Source organism: Deinococcus actinosclerus (assembly GCF_001507665.1).
GTDB classification, from domain to species: domain Bacteria; phylum Deinococcota; class Deinococci; order Deinococcales; family Deinococcaceae; genus Deinococcus; species Deinococcus actinosclerus.
Genome location: NZ_CP013910.1, coordinates 507,646 through 526,182 on the forward strand (window position 1 = coordinate 507,646; position 18,537 = coordinate 526,182).

Annotated in this window: 14 protein-coding genes; 8 read left to right on the top strand and 6 right to left on the bottom strand. The window is 70.5% G+C overall.

The window, feature by feature from the left end:
* Nucleotides 1–6: 6 nt before the first annotated feature.
* Together AUC44_RS02470 and AUC44_RS02475 are read right to left on the bottom strand one after the other, a co-directional pair.
* Nucleotides 7–1,476: a potassium/proton antiporter gene (locus AUC44_RS02470; protein WP_062157243.1), complete on the bottom strand. Its 1,470-nt coding sequence runs from the start codon at nucleotides 1,474–1,476 to the stop codon at nucleotides 7–9.
* A gap of 108 nt (nucleotides 1,477–1,584) precedes the next feature.
* Nucleotides 1,585–2,925, bottom strand: coding sequence for a DUF4350 domain-containing protein (locus AUC44_RS02475; protein ID WP_062157244.1), 1,341 nt, complete (start codon nucleotides 2,923–2,925; stop codon nucleotides 1,585–1,587).
* A 251-nt stretch (nucleotides 2,926–3,176) separates the two neighbouring features.
* Here AUC44_RS02475 and pheS point away from each other — a divergent pair, with 251 nt between their 5' ends.
* From pheS to AUC44_RS16395, 4 genes are all read left to right on the top strand, one after another.
* Nucleotides 3,177–4,196, top strand: a complete 1,020-nt coding sequence (gene pheS, locus AUC44_RS02480) for a phenylalanine--tRNA ligase subunit alpha (RefSeq protein ID WP_062157245.1) — start codon at nucleotides 3,177–3,179, stop codon at nucleotides 4,194–4,196.
* Nucleotides 4,193–4,624, top strand: a complete 432-nt coding sequence (locus AUC44_RS02485) for an NUDIX hydrolase (protein WP_062157246.1) — start codon at nucleotides 4,193–4,195, stop codon at nucleotides 4,622–4,624. The genes pheS and AUC44_RS02485 overlap by 4 nt, the downstream gene beginning before the upstream one ends.
* 95 nt (nucleotides 4,625–4,719) lie before the next feature.
* Nucleotides 4,720–7,176, top strand: coding sequence for a phenylalanine--tRNA ligase subunit beta (locus AUC44_RS02490; RefSeq protein WP_062157247.1), 2,457 nt, complete (start codon nucleotides 4,720–4,722; stop codon nucleotides 7,174–7,176).
* A gap of 122 nt (nucleotides 7,177–7,298) precedes the next feature.
* Nucleotides 7,299–7,976: a hypothetical protein gene (locus AUC44_RS16395; protein WP_062157248.1), complete on the top strand. Its 678-nt coding sequence runs from the start codon at nucleotides 7,299–7,301 to the stop codon at nucleotides 7,974–7,976.
* Nucleotides 7,977–7,982: 6 nt separating this feature from the next.
* Here the strand turns inward: AUC44_RS16395 and AUC44_RS02500 are convergent, their stop codons facing one another.
* Nucleotides 7,983–8,957, bottom strand: coding sequence for an NUDIX domain-containing protein (locus tag AUC44_RS02500; RefSeq protein WP_062157249.1), 975 nt, complete (start codon nucleotides 8,955–8,957; stop codon nucleotides 7,983–7,985).
* A gap of 26 nt (nucleotides 8,958–8,983) precedes the next feature.
* Here AUC44_RS02500 and AUC44_RS02505 point away from each other — a divergent pair, with 26 nt between their 5' ends.
* The gene (locus AUC44_RS02505) at nucleotides 8,984–10,159 is read left to right on the top strand and encodes a glycosyltransferase family 4 protein (protein WP_062157250.1); all 1,176 of its coding nucleotides are present in this window, start codon (nucleotides 8,984–8,986) and stop codon (nucleotides 10,157–10,159) included.
* Here AUC44_RS02505 and AUC44_RS02510 read toward each other — a convergent pair.
* Nucleotides 10,137–11,306, bottom strand: coding sequence for a YihY/virulence factor BrkB family protein (locus tag AUC44_RS02510; RefSeq protein WP_062157251.1), 1,170 nt, complete (start codon nucleotides 11,304–11,306; stop codon nucleotides 10,137–10,139). The genes AUC44_RS02505 and AUC44_RS02510 overlap by 23 nt on opposite strands.
* Before the next feature lie 91 nt (nucleotides 11,307–11,397).
* Between AUC44_RS02510 and AUC44_RS02515 the strand changes: the two genes are divergently transcribed.
* The 3 genes from AUC44_RS02515 (at nucleotide 11,398) to dnaX (ending at nucleotide 16,307) form a co-directional block, all read left to right on the top strand.
* Nucleotides 11,398–11,820: a thioesterase family protein gene (locus tag AUC44_RS02515; RefSeq protein WP_062157252.1), complete on the top strand. Its 423-nt coding sequence runs from the start codon at nucleotides 11,398–11,400 to the stop codon at nucleotides 11,818–11,820.
* A gap of 149 nt (nucleotides 11,821–11,969) precedes the next feature.
* Entirely contained in the window at nucleotides 11,970–13,706 is a 1,737-nt protein-coding gene (locus AUC44_RS02520; RefSeq protein WP_062157253.1) for an NAD-dependent malic enzyme, read from the top strand.
* 225 nt (nucleotides 13,707–13,931) lie between these two features.
* Nucleotides 13,932–16,307 (top strand): DNA polymerase III subunit gamma/tau, encoded by a 2,376-nt coding sequence (dnaX, locus tag AUC44_RS02525; RefSeq protein ID WP_062157254.1) that lies wholly within the window; start codon nucleotides 13,932–13,934, stop codon nucleotides 16,305–16,307.
* 39 nt (nucleotides 16,308–16,346) lie between these two features.
* On the opposite strand, the gene AUC44_RS02530 is transcribed toward dnaX, so the two are convergent.
* Nucleotides 16,347–16,958 (bottom strand): macro domain-containing protein, encoded by a 612-nt coding sequence (locus AUC44_RS02530; RefSeq protein ID WP_062157255.1) that lies wholly within the window; start codon nucleotides 16,956–16,958, stop codon nucleotides 16,347–16,349.
* Nucleotides 16,959–16,961: 3 nt separating this feature from the next.
* Complete coding sequence (locus tag AUC44_RS02535; RefSeq protein ID WP_062157256.1) at nucleotides 16,962–18,350, bottom strand: nicotinate phosphoribosyltransferase; 1,389 nt, start codon at nucleotides 18,348–18,350, stop codon at nucleotides 16,962–16,964.
* Nucleotides 18,351–18,537 lie beyond the last annotated feature (187 nt).

Genomic DNA, 18,537 nt, shown 5'->3' on the forward strand with positions numbered 1-18,537 from the left:
GGCCGCTCAGGTGGGGGCGCTGCGGCCCAGCATGCGCCGCACCTCGCGCAGTTCCTCCGGCCCGGCCAGCACGAGCACGTGATCCCCGCCGCGCAGGTCGGTCGCGCCGCGCGGAATGAGGTACTCCCCGGCGCGGTTGACGAGGATCACCAGCGCCTCGGGCGGCAGCTTCAGGTCCACGATGCGCTGCCCGTCCGCCTCGCTGCCGGGCGTGACCTCCACCTCGACCATGTTGTTGCGGTCGTGGCCGGTGGGGGTGTACGTGATCGGGGACGCCGCGTTGACCGGCAGCGCCTCGCGCACGTGCAGGAACCGCGCCACCAGCGTCAGGGTGGTGCCCTGGAGCAGCACGCTGACGAGCACGATGAAGAACACGATGTTGAAGAGCGTCTGCGCCTGCGGCACGCCCGCCAGCAGCGGGAAGGTCGCCAGGACGATCGGCACCGCGCCGCGCAGCCCCACCCACGCCACCATGCTCTTCTCGTTCAGCGGCATCTTCGCGCGGGCCAGCGCCAGGTACACGCTGACCGGCCGCGCCAGGAACACCAGCACGAGCGCGCACGCGATCGCCAGCCCCGCCGTGGGCAGCAGGTCGTGCGGGTTGACCAGCAGGCCCAGCGTGAGGAACATCGCCACCTGCATCAGCCACGACAGCCCGTCGTGGAAGCCGATCAGGGAGCGCTTGTGGATGAAGTCCGCGTTGCCCAGGATCACGCCCGCGATGTAGATCGCCAGGAAGCCGCTGCCGCCCGCGACCGCCGTGCCCGCGAAGATCGTCAGGGCCAGCGCCAGCGACAGCACCGAGTACAGCCCCTCGAACTGGAGTTGCAGGCGGTTCAGGACCCACAGCGCCGCGCGCCCCAGCACCACCCCGAACACCGCGCCCAGCAGCATCTGCTTGATGAACAGCGGCACGATGCCCAGCACGCCCAGTTCCGGGTGCGCCATCAGGTCCAGGATGCCGACCGTCAGGAAGACCGCCATCGGGTCGTTGCCGCCGGACTCGAACTCCAGCAGCGGGGCCACCTCTCCCTTGAGGCCCAGCTGCCGCTCCTTGAGGACGCTGAACACCGCGCTGGCGTCGGTGCTGCTGACGATGGCGCCCAGCAGCCACGCCGTCAGCCACGGCAGCCCGAAGGCGTAGTGCACGAACGCCGCCATGATCCCGGCGGTGCCCAGCACCCCGACCGTCGCCAGGCTCAGGCCGCGGCGCACCACGGGCCGCGTGTGCGCCCAGTTCGTGTCCAGGCCGCCCTGAAAGAGGATGAAGCACAGCGCCACCGTGCCGATCGCCTGCGCCAGATGGTAGTCCTGAAACTGGATGCCCAGTCCGTCGGACCCCGCGACCATGCCCACGCCCAGGAACAGCAGCAGGCCCGGAATGCCCAGCCGGCCCCCGATGCGGCTCATGAGCAGACTCATCAGCAGCAGGACCCCCACCACCAGCAGGAACACTTCGGCGTGCACTTCACCCATGCGGTCTCCAGATCATGTGGGTCATCTTTTCATGCGCCTGGACACGCAAAACAGGACCGGCCGCCCAGAAGCGGGCCGCCGGTCAGGAACGTGAAGATTAGATGAAGATCAGAGATCCTTCGCCAGCCAGCGCACGATGTTCTTGCCCATCGCCGCGTTGCTCAGGTTCGGCCAGTTGTTGTACGTGCCGGTGCTGCCGTCCGACAGGGTGTTGTCCTCGAAGGTGCTGCTGTCGCCCCACATCACCACGCGGCCCGTGCCCACGCTGTTCACCGCGAGGTACGTCTTGCCGCCCGTGCCCATCAGCGCCGTGCCCGCCAGAACGTCCACGCTGGTGCCCACGTACACCCCGGCGCTGCTCACGCCACTGAGGATGGGGTGCGTGGTCAGGGGGGTGGCCGTGAGGACCGGATCGCTGAAGCTGGAGTTGAACGACGCGTTCAGCCCGAAGGTCACGTCACTGTTCAGGCTGGCCTGATACGTGCTGCTGACGCTGGCGGGCGTGCTGCCGTCCCAGCCGTCGAACACCTCCGGGCTGTCCCAGCCGCTGTTGTTGCGGTCGCTGACGCGGTGGTCGGTGATCATGAACAGCCCGCCGCCGTTCTGCACGAAGCTCTGGATCGCGGCGCGCTCCGCATCACTGAAGGGATTCTGCGGTTCGGGAATGACGAGCACCGACGCGCCCGACAGGCTGGTCGAGGTGATGCTCGTGCCGGTCACGCTGCTCACCGTGTACCCCAGCCCGCGCAGGGCATTGGCGTAATCGCTGTACGCCCCGTCGATGCGCCAGTCGGCGTTCCCGGCGTCCTCGGCCTTCGTCAGGTCGAACAGGACCTTCTTCCCGGTCGTGCCGCCCCCGCCGCCGGTTCCGCCCCCGTTCGCCGCGCCGGGCGTGCTGACCTGCACCTTGAAGTCCACGCTGTTCGCGTTCGTGTCCGACCCGTCCGGCACGCGCGCCAGGGCGCTGCCCGCCCCGGTCGTGGGCGCCGAGCTGCCCTCGCCCCGGTTGCTGGTGGGCGAGCCGTACGCCACCGCGTCGATGATCGTGGTGCTCTTCAGCAGGCGCAGACTGCCCGCGCCGTTGTTCAGGTCCGTGCCGGCGTTCACCAGCGTGCGGCTGGGCACGGTCGTGTCCTGCGCCACCACGAAGTACCCGCTCGCCGGGATCGTCCCGGACAGCGTGATCGTGCGGTACTGCGTGCCCGCCGTATCGAACGCCGCCAGGGTGTACCCGCTCAGGCTCGCGCCCGCCGGGCCCTTCAGTTCGATGAACGTCCCCACGTCCGTGCTGGGCGAGTCGTAGTACAGCTCGTTGATGACCGGCTCACCCGCCGCCGCCAGGGCAGACAGGTTCGGCGCCGCCGAGGCGGGCGTGCGACCACAGGAAGACAACGCAAGGGAAACGGAGGCCAGCAGCACGAAGCCGCGCCGGAGGGTTGAATTGAACATCGGAGTCCCATTCTGCCCCCAGTTGTCAAGTAGATGTCAACACCGCCCGGTCACCTTTGCCCCACATCAGACCCCACCCGGACCTGCTACCCTGACAGGCATGACGTCCCGGACCGGTACACCTTCGCCGTTTACCCGCACCGGGGTCACGCTCGCCTGAAGCATGCTCGGCAGCGCGTCACCCCGCCCGCACCCGCGAGGCGGGGCTTTTCATTGCCAGACTGTTCATTCCCCCCCACACCGGAGGACCCATGCAGCACGAAGCCATCCCCGAAATCCAGGCGGCCGCCACCCTCGACGCGCTCCAGGCCGTCAAGACCAAGTACGTCGGCAAGAGCGGCCTCGTCACCCGCGAACTCGGCACCCTGGGTAAACTGCCCCCCGAGGAACGCAAGGCGCGCGGCGCGGAGATCAACGCCGTGAGGCAGGCCATCCAGGACGCCCTCGACACCCGCGAAGCCACCCTGAAACGTGAAGCCCTGGACGCCCAGCTCGCCAGCGAGGCCATTGACGTCACCCTGCCCGGCCTGCCGCTCCCCGCCGGGGGCCTGCACCCCATCAACCGCGTGTACGACGACCTGATCGCCATCTACGAACGCATGGGCTACACGGTCGTCGAGGGCCCGGAAGTCGAGGACGAGCACCACAATTTCGAGGCTCTGAACGTCCCCTGGTACCACCCCGCCCGCGACCTCCAGGACACCTTCTGGCTGGAAGACGGCCGGCTGCTGCGCACCCACACCAGCAACATGCAGATCCGCTACATGGTCAACCACGACCCCCCGCTGAAAATGGTCAGCCGCGGCAAGGTGTACCGCTACGAGGCCACCGACGCCACCCACGAGGCCATGTTCCACCAGCTCGAAGGGATGGTCGTCGGCGACGGCATCAGCATGGCCGACCTGAAAGGCACCATCGCCGAGATGGCCCGCGGCCTCTACGGCCCCGGCGCGAAGGTCCGCTTCCAGCCCAGCTACTACCCCTTCACCGAACCCGGCGCGGACTTCGCCGTGTACTGGGACAACCCGCGCGGCGAGAGCAAATGGCTGGAACTCGGCGGCTGCGGCATGATCCACCCCAACGTCTTCAGGGCCGTCGACGACCTGCGTGAAGCCCAGGGCAAGCCCCGCGTGTACGAGGGCAAGACCGGCTTCGCGTTCGGCCTCGGCCCGGAACGCATCGCCATGCTCAAGTACAAGATTCCCGACATCCGCTACTTCTACGCCAACGACCCCCGCGTCATCGGGCAGTTCCGGGGAGAACTGGAGTGAGGGCGCGCGCCGTCGCCATCATCCTCAACGACGCCACCAGCGACAGCGCCGAGGTGCTGCTGATGCTGCGCCGCAAGCAGGGCCGGGCGTACGCCACGCTGCCCGGCGGCGGCATCGAGCCCGGCGAGACGCCCGCGCAGGCCTGCGTGCGCGAGGTGCTGGAGGAAGTGAACCTGACCGTCACGGTCGGCCCGCCCCTCCTCGTGCTGGAGAACATCGGCAACCTGGAGCACTACTTCCGGGCGCAGGTGCAGTCCGGCGAGATGCGCCTCGGCGACGGTCCCGAAGCGATCCGCAGCAGCGACGACAACTGGTACTCGCCGCAGTGGGTGCCCCTCACGCAGCTGGAAAGCGTGAACCTCGTGCCTGAGCGGGCAAGGGAACTCGTGCGCGAGGTGGCCGGGCCCTCCTCGCTTCGGCACGACTGACCGCAGGCTGAAACTGAAGATTTTTTCTCCCTCTCCTGTTGCGCAGAGGGATGGGTCAGGGGGAGCTGCTCCCCGACCAACTCAAGAGGTAGTCAATGAAAATTCCGTATTCGTGGTTGAAGGAACTGGTGCCGAACCTGCCGTCCGTGACGGAGCTGGAGCCGATCTTCGCGGGGCTGGGCCTGCCGCTGGAGGGCGTGGAGGAGGTCGCCGCGCCGCCCGCGGGGGTGCTGCTGGTGGCGGTGAAGGCGGCCGAGGCGATGCCGGGCACGCAGCTGACGAAACTGACGCTGGACGCCGGTGAGCACGGCGTGAAGGTCATCGCGTCGGGCGCGGGGAACGCGGTGGGGCTGCCGGCGGGGACGATGCTGGCGCTCGTGTCGCCGGGCACCGAGCTGGGCGGCATGACGTACGGCGTGCGGGCCCTGCAGGGCGTGGAGTCCTGGGGCATGGCCGCCAGCGCGAAGGAACTGGGCCTAGGCGAGAGCAACGCGGGCCTGATGCTGTTCCCGGCGAATACTGCGAAGCCCGGCACGCCGATGCGGGAGCTGTGGGCGGCGGATCACGTGCTGGACGTGGAGGTCACCCCGAACCGCGCGGACGTGCTGAGCGCGCTGGGGCTGGCGCGGGATCTGGCGGCGTTCCTGAAGCTGGACCTCGTGCAGCCCCCGATGGGGCCGCAGGCGGTGGGGGAGGGCGAGATCCGCGTGTCCCTGCCCGAGAAGGGCATCCGCATCGAGCGTGACCCGACCCAGAAGCTGCGCTTCGGCTGCGACCGCTTCGTGGCCCGCACCGTCAGTGGCCTGCGCAACGGCCCGGCGCCACTGTGGATGCAGCGCCGCGTGACCCTGGCGGGCATGCGGTCCATCGACCTGATCGTGGATACCAGCAACTACGTGATGCTGGAACTGGGCCAGCCGACCGCGCTGTACGACCGCCGGGACGTGCGCGGCGATCAGATTCTCGTGGCGTTCGGGTTGCGTCAGGGCGAGGTCGTGCGGGACCTGCTGGGGGGCGAGCAGGAGGTCGGTCCGGAGGACCTGCTCATCCTCGACGGCGCGCAGCCCGAGGTGTCCACCGTCGCGGAGGCCTTCGAGACGGCCGGGCAGCCCAGGGCCGGCGACACGGTACTGGGCATCGCGGGCATCGTGGGCGGCGACCACGGGCACGTCCGCGCCGACACGACCGACGTGGTGGTGGAGGTCGCGCACTTCGACCCGGTGCTGCTGCGCCGCACGAGCACCCGCCTGGGCCTGAAGACAGACGCCGTGTTCCGCTACGAGCGGGGCGTGGACCCCCTGCTGCCCGAACGCGCGGCGGCCCGACTGGTGGGCCTGCTGGGCGACACGGGCGGACAGGTGCACCCCGGCGCGACCGTCGTGGGCGACCCGGAGATCCCCGGCCGGATCGAGGCGACGGGTGAGCAGATCCGCGCGCTGCTGGGCATGCCGGTGGACACCGACGAGATGCGCGGCATCCTCACCCGCCTCGGGTGCGTCGTGGATGGCGAGGGGGACACGCTGAGCGTCCTGCCGCCCTCGTGGCGGGTGGACATGGCGATCTGGCAGGACCTCGCCGAGGAGGTCGCGCGCCTGCACGGCTTCGTGCACCTCCCCGAGACCCTCCCCACCCTGCGCGTGCACGAGAGCAACCTCGGCGCGGAAAGGGAAGGCGTGGCCCGCGCGACCCTGCGCCGCACCCTGGCCGGGCTGGGCGCGCAGGAGGTCGTCACGTACACCTTCACGAGCGACGAGGAAGCCCACAAGGCCCGCACCGAGCGGCCCGGCGTGCGCCTGCGTAACCCCCTGAGCGCCGACCGGACGGCCCTGCGCACCGCGCTGTACCCCAGCCTCGTGAAGGCCGCGCAGGCCCACGCCAAGGGCGACCGCGCGCTGATCTTCGAGATGGGCCGCATCTTCCCGGCCACCGGCGAGACCGAGCGGATGGGCCTCCTGATGCGCGGTCCGCTCGCGCCCCGCACCGATCAGGCGGGCGTGGCCGGGGACTTCCGCGCGTTCAAGGGCCTCGTGGAATCCCTGGCGGGCACCCTGGGCGCCAGCTTCGAACTGCGCCAGCTGCGCGGGGACGCCGTGCCTGCGGCGCTGCACCCCGGCATCGCGGGCGAGGTCGTCTGGAACGGGCAGAGCGTCGGCTGGCTGGGCGCGCTGCACCCCGAGATCGCCCAGGCGTTCGGCCTCAAGGGCGACACCTTCCTGATGGAAGCGGCGCTGCCCCTGCCGCCCCGCGAGTGGGCGTTCCGCGACCCCAGCCGCGCCCCCGCCGCGTGGCGCGACCTCGCCGTCATCACCCCCACCGGTGTCAGCTACGGCGAGATCGCCGCCCTGCTGCGCGAACACGGCGGCACGCTGCTCGAAAGCGTGGAACCCTTCGACGTGTTCACCGGCGAGCAGATCGGCGCGGGCAACCGCTCCGTCGCGGTGCGCCTCGTCTTCCGCGGCGAGAAGACCCTCACCGACGCCGAGGTGGACCCCGTCATGGACGCCCTCATGGGCGCCGTGCGCGCGCAGGGCTGGACCATCCGCGAGAAGTAAGCGGCCTGTGCGCTCTGAGCCCCGAGCTCTGAGCAGGTAGAAGGGGGCCAGGGCTATGTGCTCTGACCTCCTTCCCGTGCAGGTGCAGCAGCAGCGCCGCGCGGAGGCGGATAGGCTCGGGCATGACTTCCGAAACGGTGACGGCAGACGTGCGCGGCTTCCGGGGCGAGGCGCTGCCCTGCGTGGTGAACCGCCACCCGCCGGGCGAGGCGGTGGGGGCGGCGCTGCTGCTGCCGGGGCTGGGGTACGGGGCGCGGCAGCCGGGCCTGCTGTACCCGGCGCTCCTGCTGGATGAACTGGGGTTCGACACGCTGGCACTCGATACCCGCTGGAACGTGCCGGCGTTCATGGACGCCCCACAGGAGGAGCAACTGGCCTGGCTGCGGGAGGACGTGCGGGCCGCCTACCACGCGATCCTGCCGGGAAGGGGGGGCGCGTGCGTGGTGGCGAAATCCATAGGGACACTGGGCCTGACCCTGCTACTGCACGGGGGAGCGGTGCCGCCCGGTGCGCGGCTGGTGTGGCTCACGCCACTGCTGGAACGCCCGGAAGTGCGCGCGGCTATCGCGGCGCACGCGGCGACCTCACTGGTCGTGATCGGCACCCAGGACGGCCACTACCGCCCCGAGTGGATCACGGAACTGACCGGCGCGGGCGTGCAGGTGCTCGTGCTGGACGGCGTGAATCACGGCCTTCAGGTCGAGGGCGACGTGGTCGGCACGCTGGGCGCGCTGCACGCCCTCATGCGGGACCTCCGCGCGTTCCTGACCGGGCAGGCTGGAAAAGGAGCCGCCCGCTGACTCGGGTCAGCCGTGCGTGCGCCACCAGCGGAGGTTCGCGCGGATCAGTTCCCCGCTCAGGTCCTCTTCGCCCGGCAGGTCGTCGGGGCTGAACCAGCCGACCTCCATCACCTCGCCGTCCTGTGGGGTGAGGGTGCCGGTGACGCCGTGGGCGCGGTACAGGACCGAGACGAAGTCCACGACGTGCCCGTTGGGGTACGTGAAGCGGTACTCGGGTCCGGCGAACATGTGCAGCGGCTCCAGGTGGGTGGCGTGCAGGCCGGTCTCCTCATGCAGCTCCCGCGCGGCAGTCTGGGCGAAGGTCTCGCCGGGTTCCAGGCTGCCGCCGGGCAGGGTCCATAGGTGCGTGTGCCCGTGCCGCAGCAGCAGGAGGCGCCCCCGGTCGTCGGTGACGACGACGTTCGAGCCGGGCGCGAACCAGGGGCGCGGGCCGATCACGCGCCGCAGCTCCATCAGGAAATTCCCGACTGGTGGCGCGGGGGGCGTGGGGGCCAGCGGCAGGGGTGGGAGGCCAGCGCGGGCGCGCAGGACGTTCAGGCTGGCGCGGTTGGCGTTGTTGCTCAGGTCCGGCAGGGCGTCCAGCGGGAACCAGCGCAGCTCCAGCGTCTCGCCGCTGTCGTCCGGCGCGGCCCCCTCCAGCGCGGCGGCGCTCAGGGTGCCGTGGGCGCGCATCCCGACGATGTAGATCTCGTGCCCGTTCGGGTAGCGGTGGAACAGTTCCGGACCGTCCTGCAACCCCTCGGGGAGCGGCAGGAGGGTCAGGTCGGGGCACGTCAGCCCGGTCTCCTCGAACAGTTCGCGCCGGGCGCCGGTCAGGAACGCTTCGCCGGGTTCCAGCGCGCCGCCGGGTTCGCTCCACAGGCCGTCGTCGCCGCGCCGTTGCAGGAGCACACGGCCCTGCTCGTCCTGGATCAGGACGCCCACGGCGGCGGCGATCAGCGGGCGGTTGCCCCACACTTCGCGCAGTTGCATCAGGGTCATCGGGTCTTACGCTACCCTGCCGGGCGATGAGGACCGATGCTGCGCCGCTGCGCGTGCTGTTCGTGACCGACGCGCCCGCCGTGGGCGGCAGCGAGGTCTACATGCGCGAGATCATCCCCCCCATGCGCGCGCACGGCGTGCACGCCGAGGTCGCCATGCCGGACGTGCCGGGCACCGCCGACTTCCGCGCGCAGCTTCAGGCGCGCGGCATTCCGGTGCACGCCTACCGCACCCTGGCCGAGGTCGCCCGCGTGGAAGGCGAGGGGCGGGGCTTCGACCTGACGGTCCTGAGCAGCTGGAACCCGCGCGGGTACCGCAAGTACTACCGCGCGTTGCGCGGGCCGTTCGTGTCGCTGGTGCACGATCAGCTCATGCTGCACATCCCGGGCCTCCCGCAGGGCGTGTACCGCGCCGGCTACGAGTGGTTGCAGGCCGGGGACATCCGGGGCGCGCAGCACGTGATCACCGTGTCCGAGTGGGGCGCGGCGTACCTGCGGCGCCACCACCGCATGACCCAGGTGCACGCCGTGCCGAACGGCGTGGACACCGTGAAGTTCCGCCCCGGCGACCCGCAGGAGCGCGCCGCGCTGCGCGGGCGCCTGGGCTTCACCGGCTTCACGGTGCTGAACCCGGCCCGCATGAGCATCGAGAAGAACCACCCGGCGGTCATCGCGGCGGCGTGGCAGGCGCCGGAACTGCACTTCGTGCTCGTCGGCACCGGGTACCTGGAAAGCGCCCTGAAGCGAGCGGCGCCGCGCAACGTGACGTTCCTGGGCAAGCGGCACGACATGCCCGAGCTGTACCGCGCGGCGGACGTGGTGCTGCAACCCACCATCGCGGAGAACCAGTCCCTGGCGACCCTGGAGGCCCTGGCGAGCGGCACGCCGGTCGTCACGAACGACATCCCCGCGCAGCGCGAACTGATCCGCATGGGCCAGGAGGGACTGCTCGTGCGCGGCGGGGCGCCCGGCTACGTGGCGGCGCTGCGGGCCCTGGCCGCCCACCCGGACGCCCTGCGCCGCATGGGGCTCGCCGCGCGCCAGAGCGTGCTGGACGGGCACACGCTGGACGGCAACGCCCGCCACCTCGCCACGCTGCTGACGAAACTGGCCGCCCAGCACACGGCCGGGCCGGTGACCGGGGCGGGGGAAGGGAGCGCCGGGGCCAGCGGCGCCCGGGTCACCTCCGCCGGCCGCCGGTGATCCCCAGCAGGCGCAGCACGATCACGACCGGCACGGCAAGCACGGCAGTCAGGGCGTTCCACAGCGCGGCGCGGACGGTCGGCAGCATGCGGCCTTCCTCGCGGCGCGGCACCTGCTTGAGCACGCGCGGCAGTTTCGGGACCGCCACGCCCAGCACGCGGCCCCGGGCGCCCTGCGCGGGGCGCCCGGCAGCGTCCTTCGCGTCGCGTTCCTGGGCGCTCTCGGTGGGGTCGATGTCCACGCCCTGCGCGGCCAGCGCTTCCTTCTTCGCGGTGTTCGCAGCGCCCCCGGCGTGCGTGCCGAACTTCTGCGAGTACACCCAGGTCACCTCGGCGCCGAAGAAGAAGATCATCGCGGAGTAGTAGATCCACAGCAGCAGCACGATCAGGGTCGCGGCCGCCCCGAAGGCGCTGCCGGGCGCCGCCTGCCCCAGGTACAGGCCGATGCCCAGCTGGCCCAGCGTGAACAGCGTGGACGTGAAGAAGCCCCCCACCCACACCTCGTGCCACTGGAGTTTCACGTCGGGCAGCACCTTGTACACGCCCGCGAAGACCGGCGCGAGGAACAGCGTGGACAGCAGCGCCGTGCCCAGCCGCACGAAGAACGCGCCCGCGCCGATGGTGTCCCCCAGGGTCTGCGCGATGGCCGACAGGTACGTGTTCAGGCCCAGGAACACGATCAGCAGCAGGCCGATCACGATGATCATCAGGAACGACTTCACGCGCGTCCACAGGATGTTCACGATGCCCTGCGGCGGGGCCGGGTCGGCGCCCCACATGGAGTTCAGGGCGTCCTGCACCTGCACGAACAGGCCCGTGGCGCCCATGAACAGCGTCACGAACGCCGCGATGGTCGCCACGAGACTGCCCTTGAGCAGGCTGTCGGGTTTGATCAGGCCGCGCAGGAACTCGGCGGTGTCGCTGCCGAGGTTTTGCGACACCAGCCCCGCCGGGCCGAACAGCTGATCCAGGACCGCCGAGTCGGTCAGGAACCGCCCGGCGACCGCCACCGCGAGCAGCAGGAGCGGCGCGATGCTGAACATGGCGTAGTAGGCGATCGCGGCGGCGAGGCGCGGGGCCTTGTCCTGCCCGAAGGCCAGGAAGGCCTCGCGCAGCAGGGTGAACAGGTCGGCAGGCTTGAGCCTCATCCCGGCAGTCTACGGACGCGCGCGGCAGGTGTCCGCAGGAGCGGGATTCACGCTTTTCCCATACTGCCCCGGCCCTGCTAGCCTGCCCCTCATGCACGCCATCCCGGAAGGCTTCACGCAGACCCTGACCGTGACCGTCACCGACGACATGACCGTCGATTTTGGCGAACTGGGCCGCCTGCACCCCGTGTACGCCACGTACTGGATGGCCAAGCACTTCGAGGAGGCCGGGCGCAAGATCATCCTGCCCTTCCTGGAAGACGGCGAGGGAGGCATCGGCACGCAGGTGGACGTCACGCACACGGCCTCCGCGCTGCCCGGCATGACCGTCACCGTGACCGCCACCTTCGACCGGATGGAGGGGCGGCGCGTCGTCGCCCGGATGCGCGCCGTGAACGAACTCGGCGACGAGATCGGATTTGGCAGCACCACCCAGATGGTCCTGCCGCAGGCGCGCATCGACGCGGGGTTCGACACGCTGCGCGCCCGCTGGGCTGAGAGGGGGAATGGTTGATGGGTGATGGAGAGGGGGCCGGTTCCCGCCTCTGCCGGCCTTCTGTTCACAGGCTGAACTGACGTCCCCTGCGGTCTGGGCGGCGGCGTGCGTTTCGTGCGCGGCTTTCCTGGACCGGGTGCAGTGGGAGGCCGCTATGCTGGAGCGTCATGCCGAAATCTCTTCCCGTGTCCCGGTACTACGACGTGCAGCGCGATGAGGCCGGTCAGCGCTTCATCCGCGTGAACGTGACGGGCCTCGCCCTGCTGCAAAACCCCCTGCTGAACAAGACCACCGCGTTCACCCCGCAGGAGCGGCGCGAACTGGATCTCGAGGGCCTCGTGCCGCCCCACACCAGCACCTTCGACGAGCAGAAGGAACGCACGTACCTGCGCTACCTGAAGTGCGGCTCCGACCTGGAAAAGCACGAGTACCTGCGCGCCCTGCAGGACCGCAACGAGGTGCTGTTCTACGCGATCCTCGAAGATCACCTCGAGGAGATGCTGCCCATCATCTACACGCCCACCGTGGGCGAGGCGGTGCGGAACTACTCCAGCAACTACCGCTACCCGCGCGGCTTCACGGTCAGCACCGGCGACATCGACCGGGTGGACGACATGCTGGAGAACGTCACCGTGAACGACGTGCGCATGATCGTCGCGACCGACAGCAGCGCCATCCTGGGCATCGGCGACCAGGGCTTCGGCGGCATGGCGATCAGTATCGGCAAGCTGTCCCTGTACACCGCCGCCGGGGGCGTCGGGCCGGACAAGACCCTGCCCGTGGAACTCGACGTCGGCACGAACCGCCAGGACCTGATCGACGATCCGCTGTACCTGGGCGTGCACCACCAGCGCCTGACCGGCGCCGAGTACGACGAGTTCCTCGACGCGTTCGTGGAGGCCGTGTCGCACCGCTACCCGAAGGCGATCATCCAGTGGGAGGACTTCAGCCGCGGCACCGCCTTCCGCGTGCTCGAACGCTACCGCCGCGTGGTGCCCAGCTTCAACGACGACATCCAGGGCACGGGCGCCATGGCCCTGGCGGGCCTGATGCGCGCCGCGCAGATCAAGGGCGAGCGGCTGGAGGACCAGGTGTTCGTGATCGTCGGCGCGGGCGCCGCCGGGATCGGCGTGGCCATGGCGATCCGGCAGGGCCTGATGACCTGGGGCGGCCTGAGCTTTGCTGACGCCAACGCCCGGGTGTTCGTCGTGGACCGCCACGGCCTGCTCATGCACGGCCAGCCGGACCTGGAGGAACAGCAGCTGAGCTTCGTGCGCCGCCCCGAGGACCTTCAGGGCTGGACGTACGAGGGCGAGTACCCCAGCATGCACGACGTCCTCGTGAACGCGCGGGCCACGGCGCTGCTGGGCTTCACCGGCGTGCCCGGCCTGTTCCGCCAGGAGAGCATCGAGGCGATGCTGGTGAACACCCCGCGCCCCATCGTGTTCCCGCTCAGCAACCCCAGCAGCCACGTCGAGGCCCGCCCCGCCGACGTGATCCACTGGACGCACGGCGGCGCGATCGTCGCCTCGGGCAGCCCCTTCCCCGACGTGGAGTACGACGGGCAGCGCCACCCCATCGGGCAGGGCAACAACGCGTTCATCTTCCCGGGCCTGGGCTTCGGCGCGATCGCCAGCCGCGCCCGCGAGATCACCGACACCATGGTCATGGAGGCCGCCCGCACCCTGGCCGAATTCACCGCGCAGTACGGCGAGCGCGTCTACCCGCCCATCAGCGACCTGCGCGAACTGAGCATCCAGGTGGCGGTGAACGTCGCCCTGCAATCCATCCGCGACGGCGTGTGCGCCGAACGCCGCATCCGCAACATGACCCGGGACGAACTCGAACAGGTCATCCGGGTCCGCGCCTGGGAACCCCGCTACCTCCCGCTGCGCAAGGGGTGATGGGTGAAAGTTGATGGGTGATGGAGGGGGCCTGCCCTCCGTCACCCATCAACTCTGCCTCCCGTCACCGCGCCACTTCCCGCCTGGGCTCTAGAATGGTGAGGTGAAGCGGCGTGCGTGCAGTGGTGGGGTTCCGGTGAGCGGCGGCGGGCCGCGTGTGTTCACAGGTCCGGCGGCCTCCCCACAGCCCACAGCCCACCTCCCACGGCCCCGCCGGGGGCGCGCGTGAGTGCCATCTACCAGCGGGCCCGCCCGGTCCGGTGGGAGGACGTGGTCGGGCAGGAGCACGTCAAGGACGTCCTGAAGGCCGCGCTGGAGCAGGGCCGCGTGGGGCACGCGTACCTGTTCAGCGGGCCGCGCGGGGTGGGGAAGACCACCACCGCCCGATTGATCGCCATGACCGCCAACTGCACCGGCCCGATGCCCAAGCCCTGCGGGGAGTGCGAGTCGTGCCTGAGTGTCCGCGCCGGCTCGCACCCGGACGTCATGGAGATCGACGCGGCCAGCAACAACAGCGTGGACGACGTCCGCGACCTGCGCGAGAAGGTCGGGCTGGCCGCCATGCGCGGCGGGAAGAAGATCTACATCCTGGACGAGGCGCACATGATGAGCCGCGCCGCGTTCAACGCGCTGCTGAAGACGCTGGAGGAACCACCCGGTCACGTCATCTTCATCCTGGCGACCACCGAACCGGAGAAGATCATCCCCACGATCCTCTCCCGCTGCCAGCACTACCGCTTCCGACGCCTGACCCCGGAGGAGATCGCCGGGAAACTCGCCGGGCTCGCCCAGCACGAGGGCGTGCGGGCCGAGGGCGACGCGCTGCAACTCATCGGACGACTGGCCGACGGCGCGATGCGTGACGGCGAGAGCCTGCTGGAACGCATGCTGGCCGCCGGCACCGCCGTGACCCGCGCGGGCGTGGAGGAGGCGCTGGGTCTCCCGCCCGGCGAGCGCGTGCGCGGCATCGCCGCCGCCCTGGTGAGCGGGGACGCGGGCGCGGCCCTGAGTGGCGCGGGGCAGCTGTACCGCGACGGCTTCGCGGCCCGCACGGTCGTCGAGGGCCTCGTGGCGGCGCTGGGCGCGGCCCTGCACGCCGAACTGGGCCTGAACCCCGACGGTCGCCTGGACGGCGCGGACATTCCCCGCCTGCTGAAACTCCAGGCGGCGCTGGACGAGCAGGAATCCCGCTTCGCCCGCGCGGCCGACCAGCAGAGCCTCGAACTGGCCCTCACGCACGCCCTGCTCGCCGCCGACGGTGTGAGCAGCAGCGCCCCGGCCAGCGCGGGCGCGGGGGCCGCCATGCCTGCCGACCTCGCCCAGCGCCTCAACCGGCTGGAGAAGGAACTCGCCACGCTACGCGCCAACCCGCCCGCCGCGCCGTCCGGCCCGGTGGGAGGAGAGGCCCGCCGCGCGCCCGCCCCCGCGTCCGGCGGCGCAGGCCCCGCCCCGCGCGCCGCCAGCCCCGACCCCGCGCAGCCCATCCCTGCCCCGACGGGGGGCAGCTGGGCGGACGTGACCCGGCAGGCCAGCATGCAGCTGCGCGCGTTCCTGAAACCCGCCCGGCAGCACGCCGAACCCGGCTACGTCAGCCTCGGGTACGACGACCGCAACGCCTTCCACGCCAAGCAGGTCGCCGCGAAATTCGACGACATCGCCAAGATCGTCCTGAGCGTGTTCGGCCCGGTCACCTTCGAACTGATCGCGCCGGAAGGCAGCCGCCGCGTGAACCTCGGCGGGGGTCAAACCGGTGGGGGACAGTTCGGTGGCGGTTCGGCGGGCAGCGCCCCGGCCCCCGAGCCGACCCCGCCCGCCCCGACCCCAGCCCGCGCCGTGCCGCCCGTGCGCGAACCGGCTCCGGAGCCGAGCCCCGCGCCGGACGTTGCGCCGTTCGACCCGACCCGCAGCGCCCCCCGCCGCCCCGCGGGCACCCGCGGCCCGGACTTCGCCCCCATCGACCCGCCACAGGCCCAGGCCACCCAGGCACGCCCCACGCCGGCGCCACAGCCGCAGGCTACCCCGCCGACCCAGGCCGCGCAGACCCAGGCCGCGCCGCCCCCGCGCGCCAGCGTCGCCACGCTCCCCCCACCCCTCCCCGAACGGCGCGTGCCCCCCACCAGCCCGGACGACGCCGCGCCCGCCCCACTGGCCGACCTCGAATCCGGCTCGTGGGACGACACGCCCGCCGCGCAGCCCGCCAGCACCCCCCGTGACGCCGGGCCGCCCCCGCGCAGCGAACGGAACCTCTACCTGGGCGAGGTCATCACCGAGGAACCCGACTGGAACGCCTTCGGCGGCCCCGACCTGCTCGGCGACCTGCCGCCCGAGGAGGACATGCCCTTCGCGGACCTCAGCGTGCCCCGCCCCGCCCCGAAACCCACCCCGCCCCCGGCCCCCACGCCCGCCCCGCAGGACGCGAAAGCCCCCCCGCAGGACGCCCGGGTGCCCCCCGGACGGCCCGGCGACATCCGCGCCCACCCCGTCTACGAGGACATCCGCACCCGCTTCAGCGGCCGCGTGCGCGAGATCGGCAAGAACCGCAACACCCCACCCGCCCCCGACACCCTGGGCGCCGACCTCCCCGAAGAGGACGACGAGTAAACAGAGCAGCCCCCGGCCAACGCTGGGGGCTGCTTCCGTTCAGAGGTCCGCGCGGGTCAGCCGCACGTGCCAGAGCTTCGCGTCCTGCAGTGTGGGCAACTGTGGCGTGCGGCCCAGCACCACCGCGTCGTACGCGGCGCGCATCTGCCGGGCACACACGTCCGGCGCCATGCGGCCAATCGCGGTGCCCAGGCCAGGGCATGCCACCCGCCGGATAGGTGACCCGCCCGCTGCGTTGTGCGCCTCCACCGCCAGCAGCGCCGCTCGGAACGCCAGGAACGCATTCGGCGTGCCGGACACGTCCGCCGGGACGCGCATGGTCGGGGCGCAGATCAGGTGCGGCCACACCGTGTCCAGCGTCGGCACGATGAACGCCTGACCGACCAGCAACTCCCCGTGATAGTCCCGGCGAATGTGCTCCTGCACGCGCGCCTGCAGGTCCCATCCGAACTGCTCACTGAACGCCAGATCGATCCCGCCGTCCATGAACCCGAAACTGTTCGCGGGGCTGACCAGCGCGTCCGCCTCATCCTGAAAGATGTCCCCAACCTGCAAGCGCACCTGATCCACACCCGCGAAGTGTGCCGCCCAGGCCTCCACGACCGCCGGATGGCGATCCCGAAGGTCGAAGCGGACGCCTGTGAGATCCATGGCTTACCCGCGCCCCCGGATGGTGTCCAGCGTGTCGCGGACGAGCAGTTCGCCGTCTCTGTACACGGTGCGCATGAGGCTGCCGGGGAAGTCGGTGTCGAAGGTCTTATAGGCCTTGGTGACCATGCGCCCGCCTTCCTGCACGAGGTCGAGGACGCCGTCCTTGCTGCGTTTGCCGGGGTCGGTGACGGGGTCTTTGTAGATGCCGCGGTACGCGCCGTCGATCTGGCCGGCGCTGGCCTTGTACGCGAAGCGCTGGGTGTCGCGGTCGACTTTCTGGAGGAGGGCGCCGCCCATGCCGAATGAGACGTTCTCGGCGCTGTAGCCGTCCACGTCGAGGTTCCCGAGGATCTGGCGGATGGTGTCCTCGTCGATGCCGTCGCCCTGGATGACGCGGACGTGGTTGAGGACCTTGTAGCCCTTGCTGTTGGTGGTGGTGCCGTACTTGGCGGCCAGGGCGTTCACGGCGAGGCGGACCATGGCGGGTGGTTCGCCGCTGTCGGGCCGGACGACCAGGGTGCCGCCCGAGGCGATGACTTCGGCCTTGAGCTCCTCGCCCCAGAGGGTGTTGATGGCGTTCTTGAGGTCGTAGCTGTCGCTGACGACGGCGTAGATGCTGCCGGGGCGGCTGAACTGCGTGATCATATTGCGGTACGCGTCGACCTCGTGTTCCTTGCCCCAGGACGTGATGGTGCTGTGCTCGGCGGCGGGGATGGAAAACGCGGCGATGTCGGCGCCGTAGTGGTTCCGGGCGACCCGCAGGGCTTCGAGGGTATCGCTGCCCTGGAAGTTGATGAGGTGGGCGAGGCCGCCGATGCCCGCGCTCTCGCGGCTGCTGACGCCCCTGGACCCGAAGTCGTGCAGTTTGAACGGGAGTTCCTCGGCGGCGCGGTCGCTGGTCTTTTCAAGGGCGGCGCGGATGATCTCGCGGATGTGCCAGCTCTGCGTGGCGACGGTGGTGGGGTACCAGACGCGCATGAGCATCGTCTCGAACCAGCCGACCAGCCAGGGCAGCTCGGGGTCGGTGTTCGTGCAGCTCAGGAGGACGTTGTGGATGGGCACCAGTGTGCCTTCCGGGACGGCACGGACTTCCAGGGGCAGGCGGCCGCCGTGGATGTTCACGACGCGCATCCAGCCCTCATAGGGGAAGGGCTCGCCATGCGCTTCGATCAGGGCGCGGGCTTCCTCGACCATCTCGGCGGTGACGCGGGTGGTCAGGTAGCGGTCGAGGATGTACTGGAGTCCGAAGAAGCGCGTCTGGGGATACTTGCCGCCGCGACTTTCCAGGTAGGAAAAGAGGCGGGTGGTGCCTTTCGGGTACTGCAGGAAGTGGCTGCTCTTGTAGCTGTCGGTGTCGAGGATGATGTTGCGGTCGTTCAGGGGAGTGGTCATGGAATGCCTCCTATGGTGCAATCTCTTGTGTGACTCATAATCAAGAAATCTATTATGAAAACTATGAGCAAAGGGGGTGTCTGAGGTTCAGGCAGTCGTGACCTCGTGCCAGCTCATGCAGCGCTTCGGCGGGGAAGGCTGTCCCTGACGGTGCTCATCCCGGTGCATGCAAGACGGGGGAGGGGTG

Coding starts and splice junctions, on each gene's coding strand:
- AUC44_RS02470 (WP_062157243.1), bottom strand. CDS start 1,476: ATGGGTGAAGTGCACGCCGAAGTGTTCCTGCTGGTGGTGGGGGTCCTG.
- AUC44_RS02500 (WP_062157249.1), bottom strand. CDS start 8,957: ATGACCCTGATGCAACTGCGCGAAGTGTGGGGCAACCGCCCGCTGATC.
- AUC44_RS02515 (WP_062157252.1), top strand. CDS start 11,398: ATGCACGCCATCCCGGAAGGCTTCACGCAGACCCTGACCGTGACCGTC.
- AUC44_RS02510 (WP_062157251.1), bottom strand. CDS start 11,306: ATGAGGCTCAAGCCTGCCGACCTGTTCACCCTGCTGCGCGAGGCCTTC.
- AUC44_RS16395 (WP_062157248.1), top strand. CDS start 7,299: ATGACTTCCGAAACGGTGACGGCAGACGTGCGCGGCTTCCGGGGCGAG.
- pheS (WP_062157245.1), top strand. CDS start 3,177: ATGCAGCACGAAGCCATCCCCGAAATCCAGGCGGCCGCCACCCTCGAC.
- AUC44_RS02505 (WP_062157250.1), top strand. CDS start 8,984: ATGAGGACCGATGCTGCGCCGCTGCGCGTGCTGTTCGTGACCGACGCG.
- AUC44_RS02475 (WP_062157244.1), bottom strand. CDS start 2,925: ATGTTCAATTCAACCCTCCGGCGCGGCTTCGTGCTGCTGGCCTCCGTT.
- AUC44_RS02520 (WP_062157253.1), top strand. CDS start 11,970: ATGCCGAAATCTCTTCCCGTGTCCCGGTACTACGACGTGCAGCGCGAT.
- AUC44_RS02490 (WP_062157247.1), top strand. CDS start 4,720: ATGAAAATTCCGTATTCGTGGTTGAAGGAACTGGTGCCGAACCTGCCG.
- AUC44_RS02530 (WP_062157255.1), bottom strand. CDS start 16,958: ATGGATCTCACAGGCGTCCGCTTCGACCTTCGGGATCGCCATCCGGCG.
- AUC44_RS02535 (WP_062157256.1), bottom strand. CDS start 18,350: ATGACCACTCCCCTGAACGACCGCAACATCATCCTCGACACCGACAGC.